This is a genomic window from Sphingomonas sp. (assembly GCF_019746665.1).
Taxonomy (GTDB): domain Bacteria; phylum Pseudomonadota; class Alphaproteobacteria; order Sphingomonadales; family Sphingomonadaceae; genus Sphingomonas.
The window spans coordinates 28,529-50,954 of sequence record NZ_JAIERS010000010.1 but is presented as its reverse complement, the minus strand read 5'-3'; the positions used below and the strand labels follow the sequence as shown (position 1 = coordinate 50,954).

Annotated in this window: 22 protein-coding genes; 11 read left to right on the top strand and 11 right to left on the bottom strand. The window is 68.7% G+C overall.

What is annotated here, in order from left to right:
• Positions 1-15: 15 nt before the first annotated feature.
• The 6 genes from shc to hpnA are packed head-to-tail and all read right to left on the bottom strand — an operon-like array spanning position 16 to position 7,051.
• Positions 16-1,971 (bottom strand): squalene--hopene cyclase, encoded by a 1,956-nt coding sequence (gene shc, locus K2X73_RS08145; protein WP_294109815.1) that lies wholly within the window; start codon positions 1,969-1,971, stop codon positions 16-18.
• An 11-nt stretch (positions 1,972-1,982) separates the two neighbouring features.
• Entirely contained in the window at positions 1,983-3,242 is a 1,260-nt protein-coding gene (gene hpnE, locus K2X73_RS08140; RefSeq protein WP_294109813.1) for a hydroxysqualene dehydroxylase HpnE, read from the bottom strand.
• Entirely contained in the window at positions 3,239-4,078 is an 840-nt protein-coding gene (hpnD, locus tag K2X73_RS08135) for a presqualene diphosphate synthase HpnD (RefSeq protein ID WP_294109811.1), read from the bottom strand. The genes hpnE and hpnD overlap by 4 nt, the downstream gene beginning before the upstream one ends.
• On the bottom strand, positions 4,075-4,920 hold the full coding sequence (gene hpnC / locus K2X73_RS08130) for a squalene synthase HpnC (protein ID WP_294109809.1): 846 nt from the start codon (positions 4,918-4,920) through the stop codon (positions 4,075-4,077). The genes hpnD and hpnC overlap by 4 nt, the downstream gene beginning before the upstream one ends.
• On the bottom strand, positions 4,917-6,053 hold the full coding sequence (locus K2X73_RS08125) for a glycosyltransferase (RefSeq protein WP_294109807.1): 1,137 nt from the start codon (positions 6,051-6,053) through the stop codon (positions 4,917-4,919). Before K2X73_RS08125 ends, hpnC begins: the two co-directional genes overlap by 4 nt.
• Positions 6,050-7,051: a hopanoid-associated sugar epimerase gene (hpnA, locus tag K2X73_RS08120; RefSeq protein WP_294109805.1), complete on the bottom strand. Its 1,002-nt coding sequence runs from the start codon at positions 7,049-7,051 to the stop codon at positions 6,050-6,052. The genes K2X73_RS08125 and hpnA overlap by 4 nt, the downstream gene beginning before the upstream one ends.
• 196 nt (positions 7,052-7,247) lie before the next feature.
• On the opposite strand from hpnA, the gene hpnJ reads away from it, so the two are divergent.
• On the top strand, positions 7,248-8,678 hold the full coding sequence (gene hpnJ / locus K2X73_RS08115) for a hopanoid biosynthesis associated radical SAM protein HpnJ (protein WP_294109804.1): 1,431 nt from the start codon (positions 7,248-7,250) through the stop codon (positions 8,676-8,678).
• A gap of 202 nt (positions 8,679-8,880) precedes the next feature.
• Positions 8,881-9,861 carry a lysylphosphatidylglycerol synthase domain-containing protein gene (locus K2X73_RS08110; protein ID WP_294109802.1) on the top strand — a complete coding sequence of 327 codons (981 nt, stop codon included), beginning with the start codon at positions 8,881-8,883 and terminating at the stop codon, positions 9,859-9,861.
• Here K2X73_RS08110 and K2X73_RS08105 read toward each other — a convergent pair whose 3' ends face one another.
• From K2X73_RS08105 to fsa, 4 genes are all read right to left on the bottom strand, one after another.
• The gene (locus tag K2X73_RS08105) at positions 9,862-10,740 is read right to left on the bottom strand and encodes a tyrosine-type recombinase/integrase (RefSeq protein WP_294109800.1); all 879 of its coding nucleotides are present in this window, start codon (positions 10,738-10,740) and stop codon (positions 9,862-9,864) included. It lies immediately after the preceding gene.
• A 2-nt stretch (positions 10,741-10,742) separates the two neighbouring features.
• Entirely contained in the window at positions 10,743-11,015 is a 273-nt protein-coding gene (locus K2X73_RS08100; RefSeq protein ID WP_294109798.1) for a hypothetical protein, read from the bottom strand.
• Between the two features lie 131 nt (positions 11,016-11,146).
• Positions 11,147-11,887: an alpha/beta hydrolase gene (locus K2X73_RS08095; protein WP_294109824.1), complete on the bottom strand. Its 741-nt coding sequence runs from the start codon at positions 11,885-11,887 to the stop codon at positions 11,147-11,149.
• Between the two features lie 80 nt (positions 11,888-11,967).
• Positions 11,968-12,621: a fructose-6-phosphate aldolase gene (fsa, locus tag K2X73_RS08090; protein WP_294109796.1), complete on the bottom strand. Its 654-nt coding sequence runs from the start codon at positions 12,619-12,621 to the stop codon at positions 11,968-11,970.
• Positions 12,622-12,718: 97 nt separating this feature from the next.
• Here fsa and K2X73_RS08085 point away from each other — a divergent pair, with 97 nt between their 5' ends.
• The 8 genes from K2X73_RS08085 (at position 12,719) to K2X73_RS08050 (ending at position 21,444) form a co-directional block, all read left to right on the top strand.
• Positions 12,719-14,884, top strand: coding sequence for a primosomal protein N' (locus tag K2X73_RS08085; RefSeq protein ID WP_294109794.1), 2,166 nt, complete (start codon positions 12,719-12,721; stop codon positions 14,882-14,884).
• 194 nt (positions 14,885-15,078) lie between these two features.
• The gene (locus tag K2X73_RS08080) at positions 15,079-15,942 is read left to right on the top strand and encodes a hypothetical protein (protein WP_294109792.1); all 864 of its coding nucleotides are present in this window, start codon (positions 15,079-15,081) and stop codon (positions 15,940-15,942) included.
• A 19-nt stretch (positions 15,943-15,961) separates the two neighbouring features.
• Positions 15,962-16,249, top strand: coding sequence for a hypothetical protein (locus tag K2X73_RS08075; RefSeq protein ID WP_294109790.1), 288 nt, complete (start codon positions 15,962-15,964; stop codon positions 16,247-16,249).
• A gap of 40 nt (positions 16,250-16,289) precedes the next feature.
• A complete protein-coding gene (locus tag K2X73_RS08070) occupies positions 16,290-17,786 on the top strand; it encodes a trypsin-like peptidase domain-containing protein (RefSeq protein ID WP_294109788.1) in 1,497 nt (498 codons plus the stop codon).
• Between the two features lie 190 nt (positions 17,787-17,976).
• The gene (gene ubiA / locus K2X73_RS08065; RefSeq protein ID WP_294109786.1) at positions 17,977-18,894 is read left to right on the top strand and encodes a 4-hydroxybenzoate octaprenyltransferase; all 918 of its coding nucleotides are present in this window, start codon (positions 17,977-17,979) and stop codon (positions 18,892-18,894) included.
• 39 nt (positions 18,895-18,933) lie between these two features.
• A complete protein-coding gene (locus K2X73_RS08060) occupies positions 18,934-20,277 on the top strand; it encodes a metallopeptidase TldD-related protein (protein ID WP_294109785.1) in 1,344 nt (447 codons plus the stop codon).
• On the top strand, positions 20,270-21,049 hold the full coding sequence (locus tag K2X73_RS08055; protein WP_294109783.1) for an inositol monophosphatase family protein: 780 nt from the start codon (positions 20,270-20,272) through the stop codon (positions 21,047-21,049). The genes K2X73_RS08060 and K2X73_RS08055 overlap by 8 nt, the downstream gene beginning before the upstream one ends.
• Before the next feature lie 32 nt (positions 21,050-21,081).
• Positions 21,082-21,444, top strand: coding sequence for a hypothetical protein (locus K2X73_RS08050; RefSeq protein ID WP_294109781.1), 363 nt, complete (start codon positions 21,082-21,084; stop codon positions 21,442-21,444).
• On the opposite strand, the gene K2X73_RS08045 is transcribed toward K2X73_RS08050, so the two are convergent.
• Positions 21,441-22,079 (bottom strand): TetR/AcrR family transcriptional regulator, encoded by a 639-nt coding sequence (locus K2X73_RS08045; RefSeq protein WP_294109779.1) that lies wholly within the window; start codon positions 22,077-22,079, stop codon positions 21,441-21,443. The two genes, K2X73_RS08050 and K2X73_RS08045, sit on opposite strands and share 4 nt — an antisense overlap.
• Before the next feature lie 97 nt (positions 22,080-22,176).
• Between K2X73_RS08045 and K2X73_RS08040 the strand changes: the two genes are divergently transcribed.
• Complete coding sequence (locus K2X73_RS08040) at positions 22,177-22,422, top strand: hypothetical protein (protein WP_294109777.1); 246 nt, start codon at positions 22,177-22,179, stop codon at positions 22,420-22,422.
• Positions 22,423-22,426: the final 4 nt, after the last annotated feature.

Sequence of the window (22,426 nt, the reverse complement as noted above, 5' to 3'; positions counted from 1 at the left end):
ACGGGGAGGATTTTGTCACATCCCCCATGCGACCTGGGGGTCGTTCGCGCGCTTCAGATTGCGGTAGCGCGCCACCGCCCATAGCGGGAAATATTTCGGATAGCCGTGGTAGCGGAGATAAAACACGCGCGGGAAGCCGCCGCCGGTATAGTGCTCCTGGCCCCACAGCCCGTCTTCGTCCTGGTTGGCGATCAGCCACGCCACCCCGCGCTCGACGGCGGCTGACTCGACCCGCCCCGCCGCCATCAGCGCGAGCAAGGCCCAGCCGGTTTGCGAGGCGGTGGAGGGGGCGGGCTCATAACCCGCATAATCAAGCTTGTAGCTGTCGCAATCCTCGCCCCATCCGCCATCGGGGTTCTGGATTTCCTCCAGCCAGTCCGCCGCGCGGGCGATGCTCGGATGGTCGCCACCCAACCCCGCCGCGTTGAGCGCGCACAGCACCGACCAGGTGCCGTAGATGTAATTCACCCCCCAGCGGCCGAACCAGCTGCCGTCCGCCATCTGCTCCTTGGCGAGATACTGGATCGCCGCCTGCATCCGCGGGCTTTGCAGCGGTTCGCCGCGCTGGGCTAGCATCGAGACGCAGCGCGCCGTCACATCGGCGGTCGGCGGATCGAGCAAGGCGCCGTGATCGGCGAAGGGAATGTTGTTCAGATAATCATAGGTGTTGTCGGCATCGAACGCGCCCCAGCCGCCATTTTTCGATTGCAGCCCCACGGTCCATTCGATGCCGCGATCGATCGCCTGATCATATCCGCCGGCGAGCGCCAGCTTATCCTTGGCCCGGTCCATCGCCATCACCACAACGGCGGTATCGTCGAGATCGGGATAATGATCGTTGCGATATTGGAAGGCCCAGCCGCCGGGGCGCACCCCCGGCTTTTCCTCGGCCCAATCGCCCGCCACATCGAGCACCTGCAGCGGCTTCAGCCATTCGAGGCCGGCCTTGGCGCGCGCCTCATTCTCCTCGCCGCCCGCCTCCAGCATCGCGTGCGCGGCGAGCGCGGTATCCCACACGGGGGAGACGCAGGGCTGGCAATAGGCCTCATCGTCCTTCACCACGAGCAGCTTTTCGACCGACTTGCGCGCGATCGCGCGGTGCGGGTGATCCTCGGGATAGCCCAGGCAATCGAACATCATCACGCTGTTCGCCATCGCGGGATAAATTGCGCCCAGGCCGTCCTCGCCGTTCAGCCGCTCGACGACGAAATCGATGCATTTCTGGATCGCGCGCTCGCGGCTGCGCTTGGGCCACACCGGCTCGGCGGCCTTCAGCACCTTGTCAATCGCGCCGAAGAACAGCTGCCAGTGGCGCTTGGCGCCCGCGACATTGCTTTTGAGCGGTGCGTCCTTGACGGTGTAAAGCTCGTCCACCCGCACCCCGCGCGGGTTCTTCGCGATGGGCTTCTTCACCCCGAGCACCAGCAGCGGCACGATCACCGTGCGCGCCCAATAGCTCATCTTGGAGAGGTGGACCGGGAACCAGCGCGGCAGCAGGATCAGCTCGGCGGGCATCGTCGGCACCACGTCCCAGCCGCCGGCGCCGTAGAGCGCGAGCTGGATGCGCGTGAAAACATTTACCGCCGCCGCCCCGCCCGCCCGGTGGATCGCCGCGCGCGCGCGCGCCATGTGCGGCGCGTCCGGATCATCGCCGATCATCTTCAGCGCGAAATAGGCCTTCACGCTCGCCGAAATGTCAAAGGCGCCGGCGTGGAACAGGCCCCAGCCGTCATGCTCGGCGGATTGGATGCGGCGCAGATAACGCCCGATCTTGGCCTCCAGCGCCAGGTCATCGGGCTCGCCCAGATAATGGCGCAGCAGGATATATTCGGCCGGGATGGTGCAATCGGCTTCGAGTTCAAACACCCAGTGCCCATCGTCGCGCTGCAGTTCGCGTAAGGCGGTCGCGGCGCGTTCGGTCGCGCGGTCGGCCTGGGAAACAAGGTCATGAGTCAAAATATCGGCGGACATGGCCGCGCTCCTTAGCCGATTGCGGCGTTCTGTGCCAATCGCGCGGCGGTAACGCCGGAACGAAGCGCGCCTTCGATCGTTGCCGGCAGCTTCGTCTGAGTCCAGTCGCCCGCCAGGAACAGATTGCGCCATTTTGTGGCGGCAGCGGGGCGGCGGGCATTTTGTTCGGGCGTCGCGGCGAAGGTCGCCCGCTTTTCCTTGACGATCTGCCAGCGCGGCATCGCGGCGGTGATGCCAAGCGCGGCGCGAATATCGCCCCAGATGCGCGTGGCGAGCGCTTCGCGGTCCTGATCGATCACATCGTCGGCGCCGCTGATCGTGATCGAGATGCGATCGTCATGGCAGACGATCCACTGCGCGGTCGCGCCGATCAGCGCGGTGATCGGCGGTGCACCCGGGGGCGGGGCCATCAGATAATGGGCGTTCAGGATCGAGCAGAACTCGGTCGGCACCGTCAGCCCTGGCACCAGATCGGCGGCGACCCAGGGCGGAACCGCGAGCACCACCGCGGCATCGCCTACCGGCTCTACCCGCTCGCCGAAGTCGAGGCCGGTCACGCGGTCCCCCTCGAACCTTAGCCCGCGCAGCCGGGCGCTGAATCGCGGTTCGGCGCCGTGGGCGCCCAGAAAAGCGAGCGCGGGTTCGACGAACACCGCGTCGAGCGTCGGCACCGCGACCATCGTTCGGCACGCCCGCCCGCCGCGCGCGAAGGATTCGATCAGGAAGCGTCCCGCGAGCCAGGCAGAGCCCTTGGCCGGCGGGCAGTTGAGCACCGCGAGCATCATCGGGTCGACCACCCGGTCCCAGAACAGTCCGGCGGGCGTGATCATGTCGCCGATCGTCGTCGTCCCTGGCCGCGTCGCGGCGAGGCGGAGCAACGAGAGATGGTCACTGAGCTTCGTGCCCGGCGCACGGCGGTCCTTGTCGAACATCCAGAAGGGCAAGCGCCCGTCATTGACCTTGAGCGTCCAGCGCGTGCCGCAACGCATGTCGATCATCGCGAAATCGGCGTGATCGGGGCCTTCGATCCGGTCGGCCGTGCCGATCAGCCCGAGGAAATGATTGACCGCCTGATTGCCGGAGAAAACAAAGTGATTGCCGTTGTCGATCACACGATCGAGCGCCTTGTCGTGATAGCTGCGGCAGCGTCCACCCGCGCGTGGCGCGCTGTCGCTGAGCGACACCGCCCAGCCGTGCCGCGCGAGTTCGGTCGCGGCGGAAAGCCCCGCCATTCCCGCCCCGACGACAAAGGCTTTGCGACCGCTGCTCAACGCACCGCCATCAGGCGCAGCACGGTGAAGATCAGCGCCACCTTGTTGACCTTGATCCGCTTGCGCGGTGGCTGCCAGCCCTGCGCCTCCATCCGGCTGAGGATCTTCTCATAGACCGCGCCCATTAGCCGGGGGGCGATCAGGTGCCCCTTGGGGCGAGCTTGAAGGATCGCATGGGCGGCGGCGAAATGCTCATGCGCCTTCACCGCCAAAGCGCGCGCGGCGTGATCGACGCGCGGGTCACGCGCGAGTTCGGCCGGGGTAGTGGGATCAACCCCCGCCGCCGCGAGATGCTCTCGCGCGAGATAGACGCGGCCGATCGCCGCATCCTCGTCGATGTCGCGCAGGATGTTGGTGAATTGCAGTGCGCGGCCGAGATGGTGGGCGAGATCGAGCCCGTGCTGCGGCTCCATCCCGAAGATTTTCACCGAAAGCCGCCCGACAGCGCTCGCCACGCAGTCGCAATAATAATCGAGCGTCTGGAAATCGGGCCAGCGAATGTCGCGCTCGACATCCATCAGCATCCCGTTGATCACGGCGTGAAAATCGGTGCGGTTGAGCTGGAAGTGCTGGACGGCATCGGCCACCAGCGCCGCCCGCCCGGCATCGCCGCCGGCATAAAGCGAATCGATATCGGCGCGCCACGCCTCCAGCTCGGCGCGGCGGCCTTCGGCGTCGCCCTGCTGGTCGTCGGCGATATCGTCCACCGCGCGGCAAAAGGCGTAGACGGCGTACATCGCCTCGCGCTCGGCCTTGGGCAGCACGCGCATTCCGGCGTAGAAGCTGCTGCCCGAAACCTGCGCCTGGAGCGCGCCGGGGGTGGTCTTGGGGTTCATCGCAGCGCCCGGGCGAGTGCGGCGCGGCCGGCGATCCACGCCATCTGCGCCTTCGAATGATGCACCTTCTCCCTCAGCGGATCAGCGGTGCGCAGCCGCGCCGTTAGCCGCTCGGCAAGTGCCTGAATCGCGGCGACTTCCATCGCCAATCTTGTGTCACGAATGTCACGGGCGAAGCGCGCCGATTGTTGGAGCAGCCCCTGGGTCAACCGCGCGCATTCCGCGATCGCCACCTTCAGTCCAGGGGTAGCCCGTTCGCCGCCCAGATCCTCTACCCGGGCGCCGGCGCGGGCGAGGAGGTCGAGGGGGATGTAGACGCGGTCGAGCTTCCGGTAATCCTTGCCGCAATCCTGGAGGTGGTTGATCACCTGAAGGGCCGCGCACAAGGCATCGTTCGCGGCCCAGGTCGCGCGATCTTCGCCATGAACATCAAGTACATAGCGCCCAACGGGCATCGCCGAGACGCGGCAATAGTCGATCAGATCGGCCCAGGTCGCGCAGCGGTTGACGGTGCAATCGCGCTCGAACGCGGTGAGCAGATCGAGGCCGTGCTGCGGCGAAAGCCGGTATTCGGCGAGCACTTCGCGCAACGCCAGCCCCTCCGGGGCAGCGTCAGACCCGCCTGAGAGCGTCGCGCGCATCGCCCCGAGCAACGCCAGCCGCTCCGGGGCAGTCGCGTGCTCGTTATCGGCGACATCGTCGGCGGCGCGGGCGAAGCGGTAGAAGGCCATGATCGGCGCGCGGTGCCGCGGCTTCAGCAGCCAAGAGGCGACCGGGAAATTTTCGTCCTTGTGCCCCTTGCCCGAGGCGAGCGTGGCGGCGCTCAGCGTCTGGCTGGTCATGCGCGTGCCCCGAGCGCGGCCTGCGCGCGCCCTTTCCACATCCCGCCGCGCCCGCGCCAGAACGCGAGCGCCGAGGCGAAGGTCGCGCCGGCATAGAAGGCCGCGATCGCCGGCAGCGCCAGCCCCCACAATGGCGAGCGGCGATAGAAATGCAGCATCGGTTGAAAGGCGATCGCCATCAGCCCCCAGGCCCCCAGTCCAAGCCCGCGCGCATAGCCTTCCCCGAACAGCGCGAGCAAGGGCGGGGCGAGATAGAGGAGCGCCAGCCCCAGCAGCGTCCCCGCCAGCAGCAGCGCCGAATAGCCGAGCTGCGCATAGGCCGAACGCGCGATCATCGCGCCGACCGAGCCCCATGTGTCGTAGCGGCGGATCGAGACCGAACGGTTGGTGAGGCCCAGCCAGACCCGGCCCTGCTTCGCCATCAGCGCCCCGAACGCGCAATCGTCGATCAGCGCGGTGCGTACCGCGGCGATGCCGCCCGCCGCCTCCAGCGCCTCGCGCCGCGCGAGCATACAGCCGCCCGCCGCCGCGCCCACCCGGCCCCGGTTCACCGCGCCGAACGGATAGAGCATCGCGAAGAACCACACGAACGCCGGGATCAGCGCGCGTTCGGTCAGGCTCTCGCAGCGCAGCCGCGCCATCAGCGAGACGAGCACCCGGTCGTCACGCACCGCCCGCGTCACCAGCGAGCGGAGCGTATCGGGGGCATGGGCGATGTCGGCGTCGGTCAGCCACAGAAAGTCGGGCGTGCCCGCCGCCGCGATTCCCTGATTCACCGCCCACAGCTTGCCCGTCCAGCCGGCGGCGAGCGGAGCACCGTTCAGCACCGTCAGCCGGTCCGATCCGGCGGCGGCCGCGCGGGCGATCTCGCCGGTGCCGTCGCTGCTATTGTCGTCGACCAGGATGATGCGGAAGTCGCCGGGATATTTCTGCGCGATGAGGCTGCCGATCGACTCGCCGATCACCTCCGCCTCGTCGCGCGCGGGGACGACGGCGGTGACGCTTGGCCAGCGGATCGGTTCGCTCGGAATATCGAAATGGTCGCGCTCGCGGGTCCACCAGAAGCGGTCGCGCAGGAACACGATCACGATCCAGGCGGTGAGCGCCGCCGCGCCGATGCCGAACGCGATCATGCGATCTTCCCCGCCGCGCGAAACCAGGCGATCGCGTCCCCCAGCGCCTCGATCGAGGGCCGCGCGCGATAGCCCAGCTCGCGCGCCGCCTTGGCGGACGAGAAGAACATGTTGTGCGCCGCCATCTTGAGCGAATCGACGGTCAGGAAGGGATCGGGCTTGCCGCTCAACCGGCACCACGCCTCGTTGGCGTAGGCCAGCGGGAACAGAGGCGCGCGCGGGATGCGCACGGTCGGCGGCTTGCGCCCCACCAAGCCGGCGATGGCGCCCAGCATGTCGCCCAGCCGCACATCCTCGCCCCCCAGGATATAACGCTCGCCGATCCGCCCCTTTTCCAGCGCGAGCAGGTGCCCGGCGGCGACATCGTCGACATGGGCGAGGTTGAGCCCGCTGTCGACATAGGCCGGCATCTTGCCGTTCGCCGCCTCGATCACGATGCGCCCGGTGGGGGTGGGCTTCACGTCGCGCGGGCCGATCGGGGTGGAGGGGTTGACGATCACCACCGGCAGACCGTCCGCCGCCATCGCTTCCACCAGCCGTTCGGCGACCACCTTGGAACGCTTATAGGCGCCGACCGCCTGTTCGGGCGTCGCGGCGCGCGCTTCGTCGGCGACGCCGCCGTCGAGCGGCTTCAGCGTCGCGACGCTGGAGGTATAGACGATCCGCTCCACCCCCGCGTCGCGCGCGGCGCGCATCACATGCTCGGTCGAGGCGCGGTTGTTGCGGACGATCTCCTCCGGGTCGGGTGCCCAGATCCGGTAATCGGCGGCGACGTGGAACAGGTAGCGCACCCCGCGCATCGCCCGCGCGACCGACTCGGCGTCGCGCAGATCGCCCTCGGCGAGTTCGGCGTCGAGCCCCGCCAGATTGGTCCGGTCGCTGCTCGGCCGCACCAGCAGCCGCAGCCTGGCGCCCCGGGCGGCGAGCGCGCGCGCGACCGCCGCGCCCACGAACCCGCTCGCCCCGGTCACCAAAATCGGTTCATGGCCCAGCTCCATGGCGCCGCTCTAGCCGCGCCACCGGGGCAGGGGAAGATGCGGGAAGGCCCGAACAGGTTGCACCGCGTCGCGCCGGCATCGCCATTTTGCCCTATGGTTGCCACAGTCGGCGTGACAGGAAATCTTGCGGATTGGCGCCGGGCAAAAGCTGCGCTAACGCTCCGCGCTAATTTTCGGTTCAAGGATGTTGCCGCTGATGATGCGCTCGCTTTTCCTCCAGGCGCCCTCGTTCGATGGCTATGATGGCGGCGCTGGCTCGCGCTATCAGGCCAAGCGCGAGATCCGCTCCTTCTGGTATCCTACCTGGCTCGCCCAGCCGGCGGCGCTGATTCCCGACAGCAAGCTGATCGACGCGCCGCCGCACGATCTGACCTTCGACGACATCAAGCATCACGCGGTCGAGCGCGATCTGATCGTGCTCCACACCTCCACCCCCGGCTTCCGTTCGGACGTGAAGGTGGCGGAGATGCTGAAGGCGCTGAACCCCAAGCTGAAGATCGGCTTCATCGGCGCGACCGTGGCGGTAGACGCCGCCTGGGCGATGGAAAACGCCCCCAGCGTCGATTTCGTCGCGCGCAACGAATTCGATTTCACCATCCTCGACGTGGCGAAGGACATTCCCTTCGCCGACATCAAGGGCATCAGCTATCGCAACAGCGAAGGCGTCGTGATCCATAACGAGGATCGCGACACGCTGATGGACATGGATCAGCTGCCCTTCGTCACGCCGGTGTACAAGCGTGACCTGGAGATGGAGAAATACTTCATCGGCTATCTGAAGCACCCCTATGTCAGCTTCTACACCGGCCGGGGCTGCAAGAGCCGCTGCACCTTCTGCCTGTGGCCGCAGACGGTGGGCGGGCACAACTACCGCGTCCGCTCGGTCGGCCATGTGATCGACGAGGTGAAATACGTCCTGAAGGCGTTCCCGCAGATGAAGGAACTCTTCTTCGACGACGATACCCTGACCGACAATATCCCGCGCGTCGAAGCGCTGGCGCGGGAGCTGGGCAAGCTGGGCGTCACCTGGTCGTGCAACGCCAAGGCGAACGTGCCGCGCGAAACGCTGAAGGTGATGCGCGACAATGGCTGCCGCCTGCTGCTGGTGGGCTATGAAAGCGGCAACCAGCAGATCCTGCACAACATCAAGAAGGGCCTGCGGATCGAAGTCGCCAAGAAGTTCAGCAAGGATTGCCGCGAGCTGGGGATCACCATCCACGGCACCTTCATCCTGGGCCTGCCGGGCGAAACGCACGAGACGATCCAGGAGACGATCGCCTACGCCAAGGAAGTGAACCCGCACACCATCCAGGTGTCGCTGGCGGCGCCCTATCCGGGCACGTTCCTCTACAAGCAGGCGATCGAGAATGGCTGGTTCGACGGCACCGACCATCTGGTGACCGAGGGCGGCACCCAGATCGCGCAGCTCAGCTATCCGCACCTGCCGGCGGAGCAGATTTTCGAATCGGTCGCGGATTTCTACAAGAAGTTCTACTTCCGCCCCTCGAAGATCGGCTCGATCGTCGGCGAGATGGTGACGAGCCCGACGATGATGAAGCGCCGCCTGCGCGAAGGTGTCGAGTTCTTCGACTTCCTGCGCAACCGCCATCAGGACAAGGCGGCGTAGGGACGCGAGCCGCTGCTCCTCCCCTGGAAGGGGAGGTGGCAGCGCGAAGCGCTGACGGAGGGGTGTCCCCGGCAATTAGAGGGGGATACCCGTCCACCACGCTACGCGTGGTCCCCCTCCCCTTGCAGGGGAGGAGTTTGGCGCTCCCGGCTTTTGCGCGTTTCTCGCCGTCTCCCAAGCCGGCTCCCACTAGAAGCACCCCATGCTCCGCTATCTCGCCCTGATCCTCACCATCGCCGGCCTCGCGCTCGCGCTGTGGCTGATCGGCGCCAATGGCTGGGCGGAGGTGCTGCACGCGGTGGGCGTCGCCGGGGTCGGCGGGCTGGCGGCGTTGGTCGCCTGGCAGTTCCTGGTGTTCGGCCTGCTCGGCTTTTGCTGGTGGCTGGTGACGCCGGGCGTGCCGCGCCGCGCGATCGCTTCGCTGATCTGGGCGCGCACGGTGCGCGATGCGTCGAGCGAAGTGCTGCCTTTCTCGCAAGTCGGCGGCATCGTGATCGGCGCGCGCGCGGCGGTGACGGCGGGGGTGCCGCCCGCGCCGCTCTATGCCGGGATGATCGCCGATCAGACGACCGAGCTCGCCGGGCAGTTGCTGTTCACGCTGTTCGGGGTCGTGGTGCTGCTGACGCGGCTGGAGGGGCATGGCGCGGTGCTGCCGCCGGTGCTCGCCGGCGCGGCGGCGATGGCGGGGCTGATGGCCGCCTTCGCCTTCGCCCAGCGGCCGATGCTGCGCATCGCCAAGGGGCTCGCCGGGCATGTGCTGCCGGCCTCGCTCGCGACGTTCGACCAGGTGCAGGACCAGCTCGTCGCGGTCTATCGCCGGCGCGAGCGCGTGGTGAGCGCGTTCCTGCTCCACTTCATCGGCTGGATCGGATCGGGGATGGCGGGGTGGATCGCGCTCCACGCGATGGGCCGCCCGCTGCCGCTGATCGACGTGCTGACGATCGAGGCGCTGATCTTCGCGCTGCGCACCGTCGCTTTCCTGGTGCCGGGTGGAATCGGGGTGCAGGAGGCGGCCTATGCGCTGCTCGGCCCGATCTTCGGGCTCGCGGCGGGGCCGGCGCTGGCGCTGTCGATCGTCAAGCGCGCGCGCGACGTGAGCTTCGGCGTGCCGGTGGTGGTGCTGTGGCAGCTGTTCGAGGCGCGCGCGCTGCGCCGCCGCGCCGTGCCGGGCGGGGGCGCCTGATCACGCGCGCGGATGCGCGTGGCGGTAGATGTCAAGCAGCTGCGCGGCATCGACCTGGGTGTAGATCTGTGTCGAGCTGAGGCTTGCATGGCCGAGCAGCTCCTGCAGCGCGCGCAGATCGGCGCCGCGCCCGAGCAGATGCGTCGCGAAGCTGTGGCGCAGCGCATGCGGCGTGGTGCGCTCGCCGAGCCCGAGCGTGCGCCGCGCCTGCCGCACCGCGCGCCGCACCACGCCGGGATTGAGCGCGCCGCCCTTCGCGCCCCGGAACAGCGGCGCGTCGGGCTTGAGCGGATAGGGCAGCCGCCAGGCATAATCCTCGATCGCCGCGCGCACCTGGGGCAGCAGCGGCACGATCCGCGTCTTGGCGCGCTTGCCGGTGACAGCGAGCGTCTCTCCCAAGGGCAGCGCCGCGCCGGGGAGCGCCAGTGCCTCGCCGATGCGCAGGCCCGCGCCATAGAGGAGCAGCAGCAGCGCGAGGTCGCGCGCGGCGATCCAGGGTTCGGCGGCATCCTCGGCGACCGTGTCGGCGAGCGCCACCGCCTCGTGCGGCGCGATCGGGCGCGGCACGCTCTTCTTGACGGCTGGCCCCTTGAGCGGCGGGCAGGGCGCGCCGGCGAACTTCAGGAACGCGCGGATCGCGGCCAGCTCACGCGCGGCGGAAGCATTGCCGAGCCCCTCCGCGCGCCGGGCGGCCAGGAAAGCGCGCAGATCGGCGGCGGAGAGCTGGCCGAACGCCGCCGCGTCGATCGCGCGACCCCAATGGTCCTGGAGGAAAGCGACCAACCGCTCGGCGCTCGCCAGATAGGCGCGCACCGTGTGCGGCGAGCGGCGCTTGTCGCGCGCCAGATGCGCGGCGAAGGCGGGGGGGAGGGGGTGCATCGTTATCGGCCATCCGCTTGGAGAAGCGCGAATATCGAACGCAAAAACTGGTCGGCGCCCTTCGAGGTGAAGTAGTGCGCCGCGCAGGTTCGATTCAACCTACCTTTCAGCTCCGACGGGGTAAGCCTGTTCAGCGCGTCGGCAAGATAGGCGCAAAGCTTCGCTCGCTCCTCGACGGATAAAAAATCCAGCACGTACCGAGCCAGATCATCAACGTCATTCGCGCAACATCCGATGTCTTGGTGCAGATTTTTCCCGATCAGCTCCAGTGCCATGGTGGTAACGTCGTAGCGCGTGGGGGTCGCAGCGTCCAATCGAACGTGGAACCTTGAGAGGCCAGCTCCGCACGCGCTACCGGGATAACAGGTAAGCGAACCGTGCACGCAGGTTCGGCCTATCCTGGCCCCTAATCGCTTAGTCCGGCTAGTACCGCGTCCGCGAAGCCATTCGGGTCTTCCAGCATCAGCAAATGGCCGCAGCCCGGTAGATCGCAATCGCGCGCCGCCGCCGCCATTACCCAGTTGGGCACGTGCCATTCGGCGCGGCTGCGCTCGCCCGCGATCAGGTTTAAGCGCAGGCCGCTGTCGAGCAGGTGGCGCACATCGGCCAGATACTCCGGCTGCCCGGTCGCGGCGACGACCGCCTGCGCCTGATTGCGCAGCGTCGCGGCGGGCTGACGCGCCAGCCAATCCGTCGCGATTTCGAGTGTCGCGGGCGTCGGTTCGACCCCAGCGCCGGCGAGCCATCCGGTGACATCGGCGCGAAACCCGGCCAGCGTTGCCCCAACCTCGGCCAGCGGTTGGCGGGCGATCTGCTGCGACCAGAAGGCGTCGCCCAGCGTGAAATTGCCCTCGACGCTGGTGAGCGACGCTGTCCGGCCTGGATAACGACGCGCGAACAGCACCGCGACCGCGCCGCCCACCGAATGACCGACAAGATGGACGGGCTCCGCTATCCCCGCCCGATCGAGCCACCCGGCGAGATGATCGGCCTGATCCGCGAGTGTCCAGTCGACCGGGGCAGCCGCATGGGCCGTGCCATAACCGAGCAGATCGGGTGCCAGCACCTCGGCCTCACCAAAGGCGCGCAAGATCGCGGGCGCGGAGAGCGAGCCGATCAGGCCGTGAATGAGCAGGATCGGCGGCATCAAGCGAATCTCCGAAAGCAGTCAGCGGTGCTGGCGCGCGGCGATTGGTTCAGCGGCACGCGCGCCGGAGGTCGGGCTTGTTACCCGATGCTCTGCCCGGTCTTCGCCCAGTCCGCGAGAAACCCCTCGATCCCCTTATCGGTCAGCGGGTGCTTCACCAGCTGGCGGATCACCGCCGGCGGCGCGGTCATCACGTCGGCGCCGATCCGGGCGCTTTCCAGAATGTGCACCGGATGGCGCACGCTCGCGACCAGGATTTCGGTGTCGAAGGCGTAATTGTCATAGATCAGGCGGATGTCGCGGATCAGCTCCATCCCGTCGAAGCCCACATCGTCGTGCCGGCCGACGAAGGGCGAGATGAAGGTCGCCCCCGCCTTGGCCGCGAGCAGCGCCTGGTTCGCCGAGAAGCACAGCGTCACGTTCACCATCGTGCCGTCATCGGTCAGCGCTTTGCAGGTCTTGAGCCCCTCGATGGTGAGCGGCACCTTGATCGTGACGTTGTCGGCGATCCTGCGCAGGATTTCGGCCTCGCGCATCATTTCGGCATGATCGAGCGCGACCACTTCGGCCGACACCGGCCCATCGGTGATGCCGCAGATTTCCTCGACCACTTCCAGGAATTGCCGGCCCGATTTGGCGATGAGCGAGGGGTTGGTCGTCACCCCGTCGACCAGCCCCGAGGCGGCGAGATCGCGGATTTCGGACGTATCGGCGGTATCGACGAAGAATTTCATGGGAGGCCCCTCGCAAAGCGGTGTCGCGCGCCGCCTAACCCAAAGCGCGGCGCGGCGAAAGCTTGCCTTTGCCGCGGCGCGCGTCGATCTAGCGCGCATGGCCCGGGCGCGTGTGATCCTGATGAACAATGCGCTGGGGCCGCTCGATTACCGGGTGCCGCAGGGGATGGCGGTGGTGCCCGGCAGCATTGTCACCGCACCGCTCGGACCGCGCCAGCTGCTCGGCGTGGTGTGGGAAGAGGACCGCCTGCCCGCCGAGCCGGTGGGCGACAACCGGCTCCGCAATCTGCTCGCCGTCGCCGACGCGCCGCCGATCGGGGCGCCCCTGCGGCGGCTGATCGAATGGACGGCCGATTATTATCTCGCCCCGCTCGCGGCGGTGCTGCGGATGGCGATGCCCTCTTCCTCCGCGCTCGAGGGCGGACGCACCTTGCTCGAATATCGCGCGACGGGGGAGGTGCCCGATCGGCTCACCCCGCAACGCGCGCAGGCATTGGAGCGGATCGCCAGCCGGCAGGGGCTGGTGCGCGAGCTGGCTCTGGCGGCGGGGGTGAGCGACGCGGTGATCCGGGGGCTGGTGAAGGCGGGCGCGGTCGAGGCGGTGGAAGTGGCGCTCGACGCGCCGTTCGACGCGCCCGACCCCGATCACGCGGCGCCCACCCTATCCCCCGCACAAGCCGAGGCGGCGGACCGGCTGATCGGGGCGGTGACGGCCGCCGAGTTCGCGCCGATCCTGCTCGATGGCGTCACCGGATCGGGCAAGACCGAGGTGTATTTCGAGGCCATCGCGGCGGCGATCCGCGCGGGCAAGCAAAGCCTCGTCCTGCTCCCCGAGATCGCGCTTACCGAGCCGTTCCTGAAGCGCTTCGCCCAGCGCTTCGGCGTGGCGCCGGTCGCCTGGCATTCGGACCTGCGCCAATCGCAGCGCCGCCGTGCCTGGCGCGCGATCGCGAGCGGCGAGGCGCTGGTGACGGTGGGCGCGCGATCGGCCTTGTTCCTGCCCTATGCCCGGCTCGGGCTGATCGTGGTCGACGAAGCGCATGAGACGAGCTTCAAGCAGGAAGAAGGCGTCCATTACCACGCGCGCGACGTAGCGGTGATGCGCGGCAAGTTCGAAGGCTGCGCGGTGGTGCTGGCCTCGGCGACGCCCGCGATCGAGACGCGGCATCAGGTGGCGCTCGGCCGCTATGCCGAGGTGACGCTCCCCGGCCGCTACGGCCCCGCACAACTGCCGAGCATCGAGGCGATCGACCTGATCGCCGAGCCGCCCGAGCGCGGGCGCTGGCTCTCGCCCAAACTCGTCGCCGCGATCGACGAGACGCTGGCGCGGCACGAGCAGGTGCTGCTGTTCCTCAACCGGCGCGGCTATGCGCCGCTGACGCTCTGCCGCACCTGCGGGCACCGTTTCCAGTGCCCCAATTGCACCGCCTGGATGGTCGAGCACCGGCTCGTCGCGCGGCTCGCCTGCCATCATTGCGGCCATATCGAGCGCGTGCCGGAAGTGTGCCCCGAATGCGCCAACCCCGATACGCTCGTCGCGTGCGGCCCGGGGGTCGAGCGCATCGCTGATGAAGCGGCGTTGCTCTGGCCGGAGGCGAAGCGCGCGATCGTCACCTCCGACACGATCTGGTCCCCCGCCAAGGCCGCCGAGTTCGTCCACCGGATGGAGGCGCGCGATATTGATCTGGTGATCGGCACCCAGCTGGTGACGAAGGGCTATCACTTCCCCGAGCTGACTTTGGTCGGCGTGGTCGATGCCGATTTGACGCTGAAGGGGGGTGATCTGCGCGCGGCGGAGCGCACTTTCCAGCAGATCGCCCAGGTCGCGGGGCGCGCGGGGCGCGGGGCGAAGCCGGGGCGGGTTTTCCTGCAAAGCTATGATCCGCGCGCGCCGGTGCTGCAGGCGCTGGTGGCGGGCGACCGCGAGGCTTTTTATGCCGCGGAGACCGAGGCGCGGCGCGAGGCGGGGGCGCCGCCGTTCGGGCGCTTCGCGGCGATCATCGTGTCGAGCGAGGACAAGGTCGCCGCCGAGCTCAGCGCCAAGCTGATCCGCGAGCGCGCCCCCGCGCCCGAGGGGATGGAAGTGTTCGGCCCCGCCCCCGCCCCGCTCGCGATGCTGCGCGGGCGGCACCGCTTCCGCCTGCTCGTCCATGCGCGGCGCGCGCTGGATGTGCAGGGCGTGATCCGGGAATGGCTCGGCGGCCTCGCCTGGCCCGCCAAAGTGCGCGTGACGGTGGATGTGGACCCTTATAATTTCTTGTGAGTCCATGGCAAACCAAGTGCCGATCGCGTATGATGTGAAACGATCATGTCGTTCACGCCCTGAATAAGGGAGGCGTTTCGATGACGATGCGAAGCCGAGCGCCGGCTATGCATGGCTGCTTTATTGCATTGTTCATGCTATCAGCTTGCGCGTCTTTCGATGCACGGCCCCAGCCCACTATTTCCGAAAAACCCGTGCTCAAGCAGGCCAAGGACTATGACTATCTGAAGGCGCAGGGCGATGTTTCCGCCGCGATTAGAAGTGGTATCCCCACGGCAACGCAGCTGGCCCAGGCCAAGCTCGCGCGCGATAAATTCATCGGGTTGCAGATTCAGGCGATTGATTACCGCTACCAGCAGTTCTTGCGGCATTTGTCGCGACAATTTCGGGGTAGCGGGCTCGCGCTCGATATTCTTGGTTTCGGTCTGAGCGGTGCCGCCTCGGTCGCCGGCGCGGGGGCGGCGCGTGGCCTGGCGGCGAGCGCGACCGCCGTTACCGGCAGCCGCGCCGCGATCAGCCGGGACGTGTTTTATGAGCGCACGCTGTCCGCCTTGATCGACGAGATGAACGCCGCACGCGATCAGGCCAAGGTCGCGCTGCTCACCGGCATGAAGCAGCCCATCAGCGACTATCCGCTGGAAATCGCGCTGATCGACCTGCGCGCTTATGAAGGTGCCCCCAGCCTCGACACCGCGCTCCAGAAGCTCAGCCGATCGGCCTCGGACGATGCGCGCCAGGCCGCGTTCAACGTCGCCGCGACTCGCGCCTGTGTCCCCGCGCCCGACAGCTTCGTGCTGCGCGGGCAGCTCGCCAGCCATTTGCGCGGGCTGACCGGCGCCGCCAACCTGCCCAAGTTGCAGGCGATCGCGGCGCAGGCGGGGGTGCCGGTGAAGGATGCGGCGGGTGTGGCGCTCAGCGAGGACGAGGTGCGCGACGCCTTGCTGGAGCAGATCACCAAATCCTTGTGCAGCAAGGCGGATCTTCAAGCGGCGATAACCGCCTGGGGCATCCCCGCGCCTGCCGCGCCCGCCGTGCCGCCCGCCGCTCCCGTGCCCTGAACAGACGGAAGGAACAGCCATGAGCATCAAGGCGATCTCAGCGGACAAATCCTCATCGTTGGACGACTTGTCCCTGATCATCTGGGGAAACGAGATCGTCTGGGGACAGTGCAGCAGGATAGGCAATGATGGCGAGGCGACCGTGATCCTGCTCGATCGCGAGCATATCCCGATCGCGACCGACGACGTGTTGCACGCGCGTGTCGTCGCCGGCGTCGCGACCCCGCCGGGCGCGCTTGCCTTGCTGTGTTCGGGCAAGGCGTTCGTCGGCGGGGTCGTTACCGAGGTGAGCGTCTATCGCGTCTGATCCGATGGCGGGGCGGCGGCGGGCACGCTAAGAGGGCGCGATGATCGCGCGCCTGCTCCTCGCTCTGCTGCTCCTGCTCGGCCTCGCCGCTCCGGCGCGGGCGGATGATATTTCGACCGCGGGCCGGGGCGTGGTGCGCGTCGTCACCATCGCCTCCACCGATGGCGAGATTGTCGGCTTCGGCCATGGCAGCGGCTTCGCGATCGCGCCCAACCGCATCGTCACCAACGCGCATGTCGTGGAGCTAGCCGCGCGCTATCCCGACAATGTGGTGATCGGGGTGGTGCCGAGCGAGGGCGACAAGAGCTTTCGCGGGCGGCTGATCGCCTATGATCCCAAGCGCGACCTGGCGCTGATCGAATTCAGCGGCGCGACGCTGCCGCCGCTCACGCTTTATCCCGGGCCGGTGAACGATGGTGAGACGGTGGTTGCGCTCGGCTATCCGGGCAATGTCGATCTCGCGACCGCGCAGAGCGCCGTCGATTTCATCAAGCCGCTGAGCCCGGTGCGCAGCCAGGGCGGCTATGCCGGGCGCCGGCGGCTGACGAGCGTCGAGGTGCTGCTTCACACCGCCGGCATCGCGCGCGGCAATTCGGGCGGGCCGCTGCTCGATCAATGCGGGCGAGTGATCGGGGTCAATTCGGCGATCACCCGCGCCGAGGAGGGCGATTCGACCTTCGGCTTCGCGATCGCCGACACCGAATTCGCCGCCTTCCTGCGCGAGGCGGGGCAGGCTTACGCTTCCACGGGCGCCGATTGCGTGAGCGTCGAGGATCGGCTGAAGCAGGACGAGGCCGCCGCCGCCGCGCGCGCGGAACAGCTCGCCGACGCGGATGCCAAGGCGGCGAGCGCGGCCGCCGCCAAGCGCGACGCGGCGATCGAAACGATGCGCGAGCGCCAGCTGTGGCTGCGCGAGAACTTTATCGGCGCGGCGACGCTGCTGCTGGTGCTCGGCGCGACCCTCGCTGGATGGGGCGCGCTGCGGGGGTCACAGGGGCGGCCGGCGCGGAGCTGGGTGATCGGCGGCGGCGTGCTCGCGATCGCGGCGCTGCTCACCTTCTTCCTGCGGCCGACGGGCACCGTCACCTTGCCAAGCATCGCGGCGGCGACCGTCGCGGGACAGCGGACGATGGCGGGCAAGCTCCTTTGCCGCCCGGTGCCGGCGCGCAGCCGCATCAACCTCACCGTACCGCGCGACATGCCGCTCGACTGGCGCGGCGATGGCTGTGTCAACGGCCGCACCCAATATGTCGAGAATGGCCGCCAATGGGAGCGGCTGCTGGTGCCGCAGGGCGAGCAGACCGTGTCGCTGCTCGATTATCGGCCCGAACTCGGCATCTATACCGAGAATCGCTACTATCTCGGCGCCCGCGAAATGGCGCGCGCGCGCAAGCTGCGCGAGGCGATGACGCTGAAGGCCTGCACCCGCGACCCCGCGCAATTGAGCGAGTTCGCCCAGGCGCAGGACGCGATCCGGGCGATCCTGCCGGCGCGCCCCGATGAGTGGGTGAGCTATGATTGCACACCGGCGGGGTGAGGGGGTTTCCAGGCTGGCAGGCGTCCGGCCATACCCACCCCAACCCCTCCCTAGGAGGGAGGGGCTTTAGGCTGGCTTTGGCGGTAGCATCGCCCCTCCCTACAAGGGAGGGGTTGGGGTGGGTGGAACTCAGGCGCAGCGGCCGCCGGGCCGGCCATGCCGCGCGCCCAATTGCCCCCACGCCGCGCGCATGGCACAGCCGCGCGCGATGGAGGCCGTTCCCGATATCGAACTGCAGGGGCTGTGGCGGCATTTGCCGGCGCGGGCGCGCCCCTTCGCCGCGCTCGCCCGCTTCGATCGGCCGATCGGCTGGTGGCTGCTGTTCTGGCCCGGCGCATGGAGCGTCGCGCTCGCCGGCGCGGCCGTCGCGCGCTGGGATTTGATCCTGTGGCTGCTGCTCGGCGCGGTGGCGATGCGCGGGGCGGGATGCGTCTATAACGACATCGTCGATCGCGACCTCGACGCGCAGGTCGCGCGCACCGCCAAGCGGCCGCTCGCCTCGGGCGCGGTGTCGCTCAAGGCTGCCTGGGCGTGGCTGGTGCTGCTGTGCCTGGTGGGGCTGGTGGTGCTGTTCCAGCTCCACCTCCCCGCGCAATTGGTGTCGCTCGCGAGCCTGGCGCTGGTCGCCGCCTATCCGTTCATGAAGCGCATCACCTGGTGGCCGCAGGCCTGGCTCGGCATGGTCTTCTCCTGGGCGGCGCTGGTCGGCTGGGTCGAGGCGAGCGGCGGGTTCGTCTGGCCGGGCCTGGCGCTCTATGCCGGCAGCGTGGCCTGGGTGGTCGGCTATGACACCATCTATGCCCTGCAAGACCGTGATGACGACGCGCTGATCGGCGTGCGTTCCTCCGCGCGGGCGCTGGGGGCGCGGGTGCGGCCGGGGGTGGCGGGCTTTTACCTGCTCGCGATCGGCCTGTGGGCGCTGGCGGTGTGGGGCGCGCGACCCGATCCGCTGGCGCTGCTCGCGCTGCTGCCGGTCGCGGGGCATCTCGCCTGGCAAGTGGCGACGCTCGATCCCGATGACGGCGCCGGCGCGCTCGCCCGCTTCCGCGCCAATCGCGGCGCGGGGGCGCTGATGTTCCTCGGCTGTCTGGTGGTGGGCAGCGCCTGAGGGTTCACAAGCCCGGAATCGCCCCCTAAGTCGGGCGGGATGCTAACCGTCGAACAAGCCCGCGACCGGGCCGCCGCGATTGTCGAGGCCGCGCGCCGGGCCGGGGCCGATGCCGCCGATGCCCTGGTCGCCGCCGATCAATCGCTCGATGTCTCGGTGCGGCTCGGCGCGCTCGAGGATGTCGGGCGCAGCGAAAGCGCCGAGCTGTCGCTGCGCGTGTTCTGCGGCAAGCGCGGCGCGAGTGTCTCGACCGCCGATTTCGCGCCGCAAACGCTGCAAGACTTGGTCGAGCGCGCGATCGCGATGGCCCGCGCCGCGCCCGAGGATGACTGGGCGGGGCTCGCGCCCGCCGAGCGGCTGCTCCACGGACTGCCGCCGCAGCTCGATCTCGACGATCCCACCGAGCCCGAGCCCGCCGAACTCAAGGCCCGCGCGCTCGCGGCCGAAGATGCCGCGCGCGCCGTCGCCGGGGTCACCAACAGCGAAGGCGCGGGGGCGAGCGCGCATCGCGGCATCGTCGCGCTCGCCACCAGCCACGGCTTCGCCGGGGGCTATGCGAGCACCACCCACAGCCTCTCCGCCTCGGTGCTGGCGGGCGATCAGGGCGCGATGGAGCGCGATTACGCTTATTCCACCGCCCGCCACGCCCGGCTGGTCGAGGCGCCCGAAGTGGTGGGTCGGCAGGCGGGCGAGCGCGCGGTGGCGCGGGTCGGCGCGGGTCGGGTCGAGAGCGGCGCGCTGCCGATCGTGTTCGATCCGCGCGTCGGCGGTTCGCTGCTCGGCCATTTGCTCGGTGCGATCTCGGGCCAGGCGATCGCGCGCAAGACGAGCTTCCTGCTCGACGCGCTCGGCACCCAGATTTTCGCGGCCGGGGTGACGATCCATGACGATCCGCATCGCCCCCACGGCCTGCGCTCGCGCCCGTTCGATGGCGAGGGGCTGGCGGTGAGCCCGGGCGACATCGTGCGCGACGGGGTGCTCGCCACCTGGCTGCTCGACAGTGCCTCGGCCCGGCAGCTGGGGCTGGAGCCGACCGGCCATGCCGCGCGCGGCGGCGCCGGCGTGGGGGTCGCGCCGAGCAACCTCTACATGGCCGCGGGCCACCTGCCGCGCGAAACGCTGATCGGCGAGATCGAGCGCGGCATCTATGTCACCGAACTGATCGGCATGGGGGTGAACGGCGTCACCGGCGATTATTCGCGCGGCGCCGCCGGCTTCCTGATCGAGCGCGGCGAGATCACCCGGCCGGTGAGCGAGTTCACCATCGCCGGCAATCTGAAGGACATGTTCCGCGCGCTCACTCCCGCGAGCGACCTTGCGTTCCGCTATGGCATCAACGTGCCGACGCTGCGGATCGACGGGCTGACGGTGGCGAGTGGCTGAGCTGGTCGACGCGGTCCGCGCGATCGCGGCGGAGGCCGGCGCGCTGGCGCTGCGCCGCGCGGGCGAGGGTTTCAAAAGGTGGGACAAGACACCGGGCAACCCGGTGAGCGAGGTCGATCTGGAGCTCGACGCGCTGCTGCGCGCGCGGCTCTCGGCGCTGCTTCCCGACGCCGGCTGGCTTTCCGAGGAGACCGCCGACAATGCCGATCGCCTGGCGTGCGAGCGCGTCTGGGTGGTCGATCCGATCGACGGCACGCGCGATTTCGTGCGCGGGCGCAGCGGCTGGGCGGTGTCGATCGGGCTCGCCGAGCGCGGCCAGGTGGTGCTGGGCGTGCTCGATGCGCCGGCGATCGGGCATCGCTGGTGGGCGGCGGCGGGGGCGGGCGCGTGGCGCGGCGATACCCGGCTGCGCTGCGCCACCCGGACCGACTTCAGCGGCGCGCGCGTCCCGACCGACAGCCTGCCGCGCGAGGACAGCGATCTGGTCGCGGTTCCGAAGCCGAATTCGATTGCGCTGCGTATCGCCATGGTGGCGGGCGGCGAGGCCGATCTGGTCGCGACCCTGCGCTGGGGCTATGAATGGGACGTTGCCGCCGCCGCGCTGATCGCAACCGAGGCAGGCGCGGCGGTGAGCGACGCGTTCGGGGTGCCGCTGGCCTTCAACACCGCGCGCGCGCAGGCGTTCGGCGTGCTGGCCTCGGCCCCGGGTATCCATAGCGCCGCGGTCGAACGGCTTGCCGATCGCGCCCGGTTGTTGGGTGTGACGCCTTGACCCGCAAGCAGCCAAATGGTGACGGTGATACGATGACACTCGATCTTTCCTGGGAGGATGTGCTCGAGGTTGGGCAGGGCGGGCCTGGCTGCGGGTTGCTTCACATCAACGGCCGCCAGCCGAAGGGTGCGTTCCGCTATCTGCCGCCAGCGATCGAGCATGAGGGGCACGTCTATGCCTCCACTTTCGTGCCCGGCGGGTTCGAGCTGTGCGTGATCGACCCCGTCACCCTGGTCCGCCGCCCGATCTCGCGCCGGCTGCCCTATGCGCGACTGGTGCGGGTGGAGGAGGGCGGGCTGGTCTATGTCGACGCCCTTGTCCAGGGGCAGGAATGCCGGTGGGAACTGGCGCCGCCCAAGCGCGGCGGGCTGCTCGGGCGGTTGCTCAAGCGTTAGCAGAGCGAGCGCGCCGCGTCGCTCTTGGCGGCTGAACCAGCCAGCAGCACGATCACCGACTCCAGCGTCGCGAGCAATTCCTCGCGGCCCGCGCCGGCGCGGGCGTGGAGCGCGGCCGCGTAAATGGCGTCGCGCATGATCGCCCCCATCAGCGCGGGCGACAGGGGCGCCGCGAAGCCTTCGGCCACCGCCCGGGCGAAGCGCGCCTCGAACAGCGCGCCGCTCGCCAGCATGTCGTTGCGCAGTTCGGTCTGCACGGCGCGCTCGGTCGCCGCTTCGACGACCGCGGTGCCGACGAGCAGGCAGCCGCGTCCGCGAAATTCCCCGGCCAGGAAGTTCGACACCGCGCCCGCCGCCGCCTGGCGCAGCGCGGTCGCGAGATCGGGATGCGCCAGCCGCTCCGCCATCGCGGCGCGGCCTTCGGCCTCATACTGGCGCAGCACCGCCAGATAGAGTTCCAGCTTGTTGCCAAAGCCCGCATAGAGCGTGGGCTTGCTGATCGACATCACATCGCACAGCTCGTCGATCGACGAGGCAGAGAAGCCCTTCTCCCAGAAAAGCCTCCGCGCGGCGAGCAGCGCCGTTTCCCGATCATATTGGCGCGGCCGACCCCGCTGCCGTTTTTGTAGCGACAACTACATATTCCTCTTGTGCCCGGTGAATTTTATTCGTATCGGTACAAAATAGCAAGTCAAGATCGAGTCGGCGCTTCAAGCGCACGGGAGATACGATATGTGCCGCAGCGACCTGGTGCCACGCGAAGCCGGTGTTGAACTGGCCAGCCGGCTCGACTCGGTGATCCGTTTCTACGTTGACCCGCAAGAGCGCGACCGGGCGACCCTTGAGCTGATTGGGCCGCTGACCAATTTCATCTCGCCCGCCGGCCAGCTTGAAACCTGCGAAGACGTGCAGTTGCGGATCGAGTTTCTATGCTGCGTCTTCGACGAAATGCGCGACATGGGCTGTTTTCAGCCCTGAGCAC

Excerpts from the sequence above, each read along its gene's own strand:
- shc (WP_294109815.1), bottom strand. The coding sequence starts at position 1,971 with ATGTCCGCCGATATTTTGACTCATGACCTTGTTTCCCAGGCCGACCGC.
- hpnD (WP_294109811.1), bottom strand. The coding sequence starts at position 4,078 with ATGAACCCCAAGACCACCCCCGGCGCGCTCCAGGCGCAGGTTTCGGGC.
- hpnC (WP_294109809.1), bottom strand. The coding sequence starts at position 4,920 with ATGACCAGCCAGACGCTGAGCGCCGCCACGCTCGCCTCGGGCAAGGGG.
- K2X73_RS08125 (WP_294109807.1), bottom strand. The coding sequence starts at position 6,053 with ATGATCGCGTTCGGCATCGGCGCGGCGGCGCTCACCGCCTGGATCGTG.
- hpnA (WP_294109805.1), bottom strand. The coding sequence starts at position 7,051 with ATGGAGCTGGGCCATGAACCGATTTTGGTGACCGGGGCGAGCGGGTTC.
- hpnJ (WP_294109804.1), top strand. The coding sequence starts at position 7,248 with ATGATGCGCTCGCTTTTCCTCCAGGCGCCCTCGTTCGATGGCTATGAT.
- K2X73_RS08110 (WP_294109802.1), top strand. The coding sequence starts at position 8,881 with ATGCTCCGCTATCTCGCCCTGATCCTCACCATCGCCGGCCTCGCGCTC.
- K2X73_RS08105 (WP_294109800.1), bottom strand. The coding sequence starts at position 10,740 with ATGCACCCCCTCCCCCCCGCCTTCGCCGCGCATCTGGCGCGCGACAAG.
- K2X73_RS08100 (WP_294109798.1), bottom strand. The coding sequence starts at position 11,015 with ATGGCACTGGAGCTGATCGGGAAAAATCTGCACCAAGACATCGGATGT.
- K2X73_RS08095 (WP_294109824.1), bottom strand. The coding sequence starts at position 11,887 with ATGCCGCCGATCCTGCTCATTCACGGCCTGATCGGCTCGCTCTCCGCG.
- fsa (WP_294109796.1), bottom strand. The coding sequence starts at position 12,621 with ATGAAATTCTTCGTCGATACCGCCGATACGTCCGAAATCCGCGATCTC.
- K2X73_RS08085 (WP_294109794.1), top strand. The coding sequence starts at position 12,719 with ATGGCCCGGGCGCGTGTGATCCTGATGAACAATGCGCTGGGGCCGCTC.
- K2X73_RS08075 (WP_294109790.1), top strand. The coding sequence starts at position 15,962 with ATGAGCATCAAGGCGATCTCAGCGGACAAATCCTCATCGTTGGACGAC.
- K2X73_RS08070 (WP_294109788.1), top strand. The coding sequence starts at position 16,290 with ATGATCGCGCGCCTGCTCCTCGCTCTGCTGCTCCTGCTCGGCCTCGCC.
- ubiA (WP_294109786.1), top strand. The coding sequence starts at position 17,977 with ATGGCACAGCCGCGCGCGATGGAGGCCGTTCCCGATATCGAACTGCAG.
- K2X73_RS08060 (WP_294109785.1), top strand. The coding sequence starts at position 18,934 with ATGCTAACCGTCGAACAAGCCCGCGACCGGGCCGCCGCGATTGTCGAG.
- K2X73_RS08050 (WP_294109781.1), top strand. The coding sequence starts at position 21,082 with ATGACACTCGATCTTTCCTGGGAGGATGTGCTCGAGGTTGGGCAGGGC.
- K2X73_RS08040 (WP_294109777.1), top strand. The coding sequence starts at position 22,177 with ATGTGCCGCAGCGACCTGGTGCCACGCGAAGCCGGTGTTGAACTGGCC.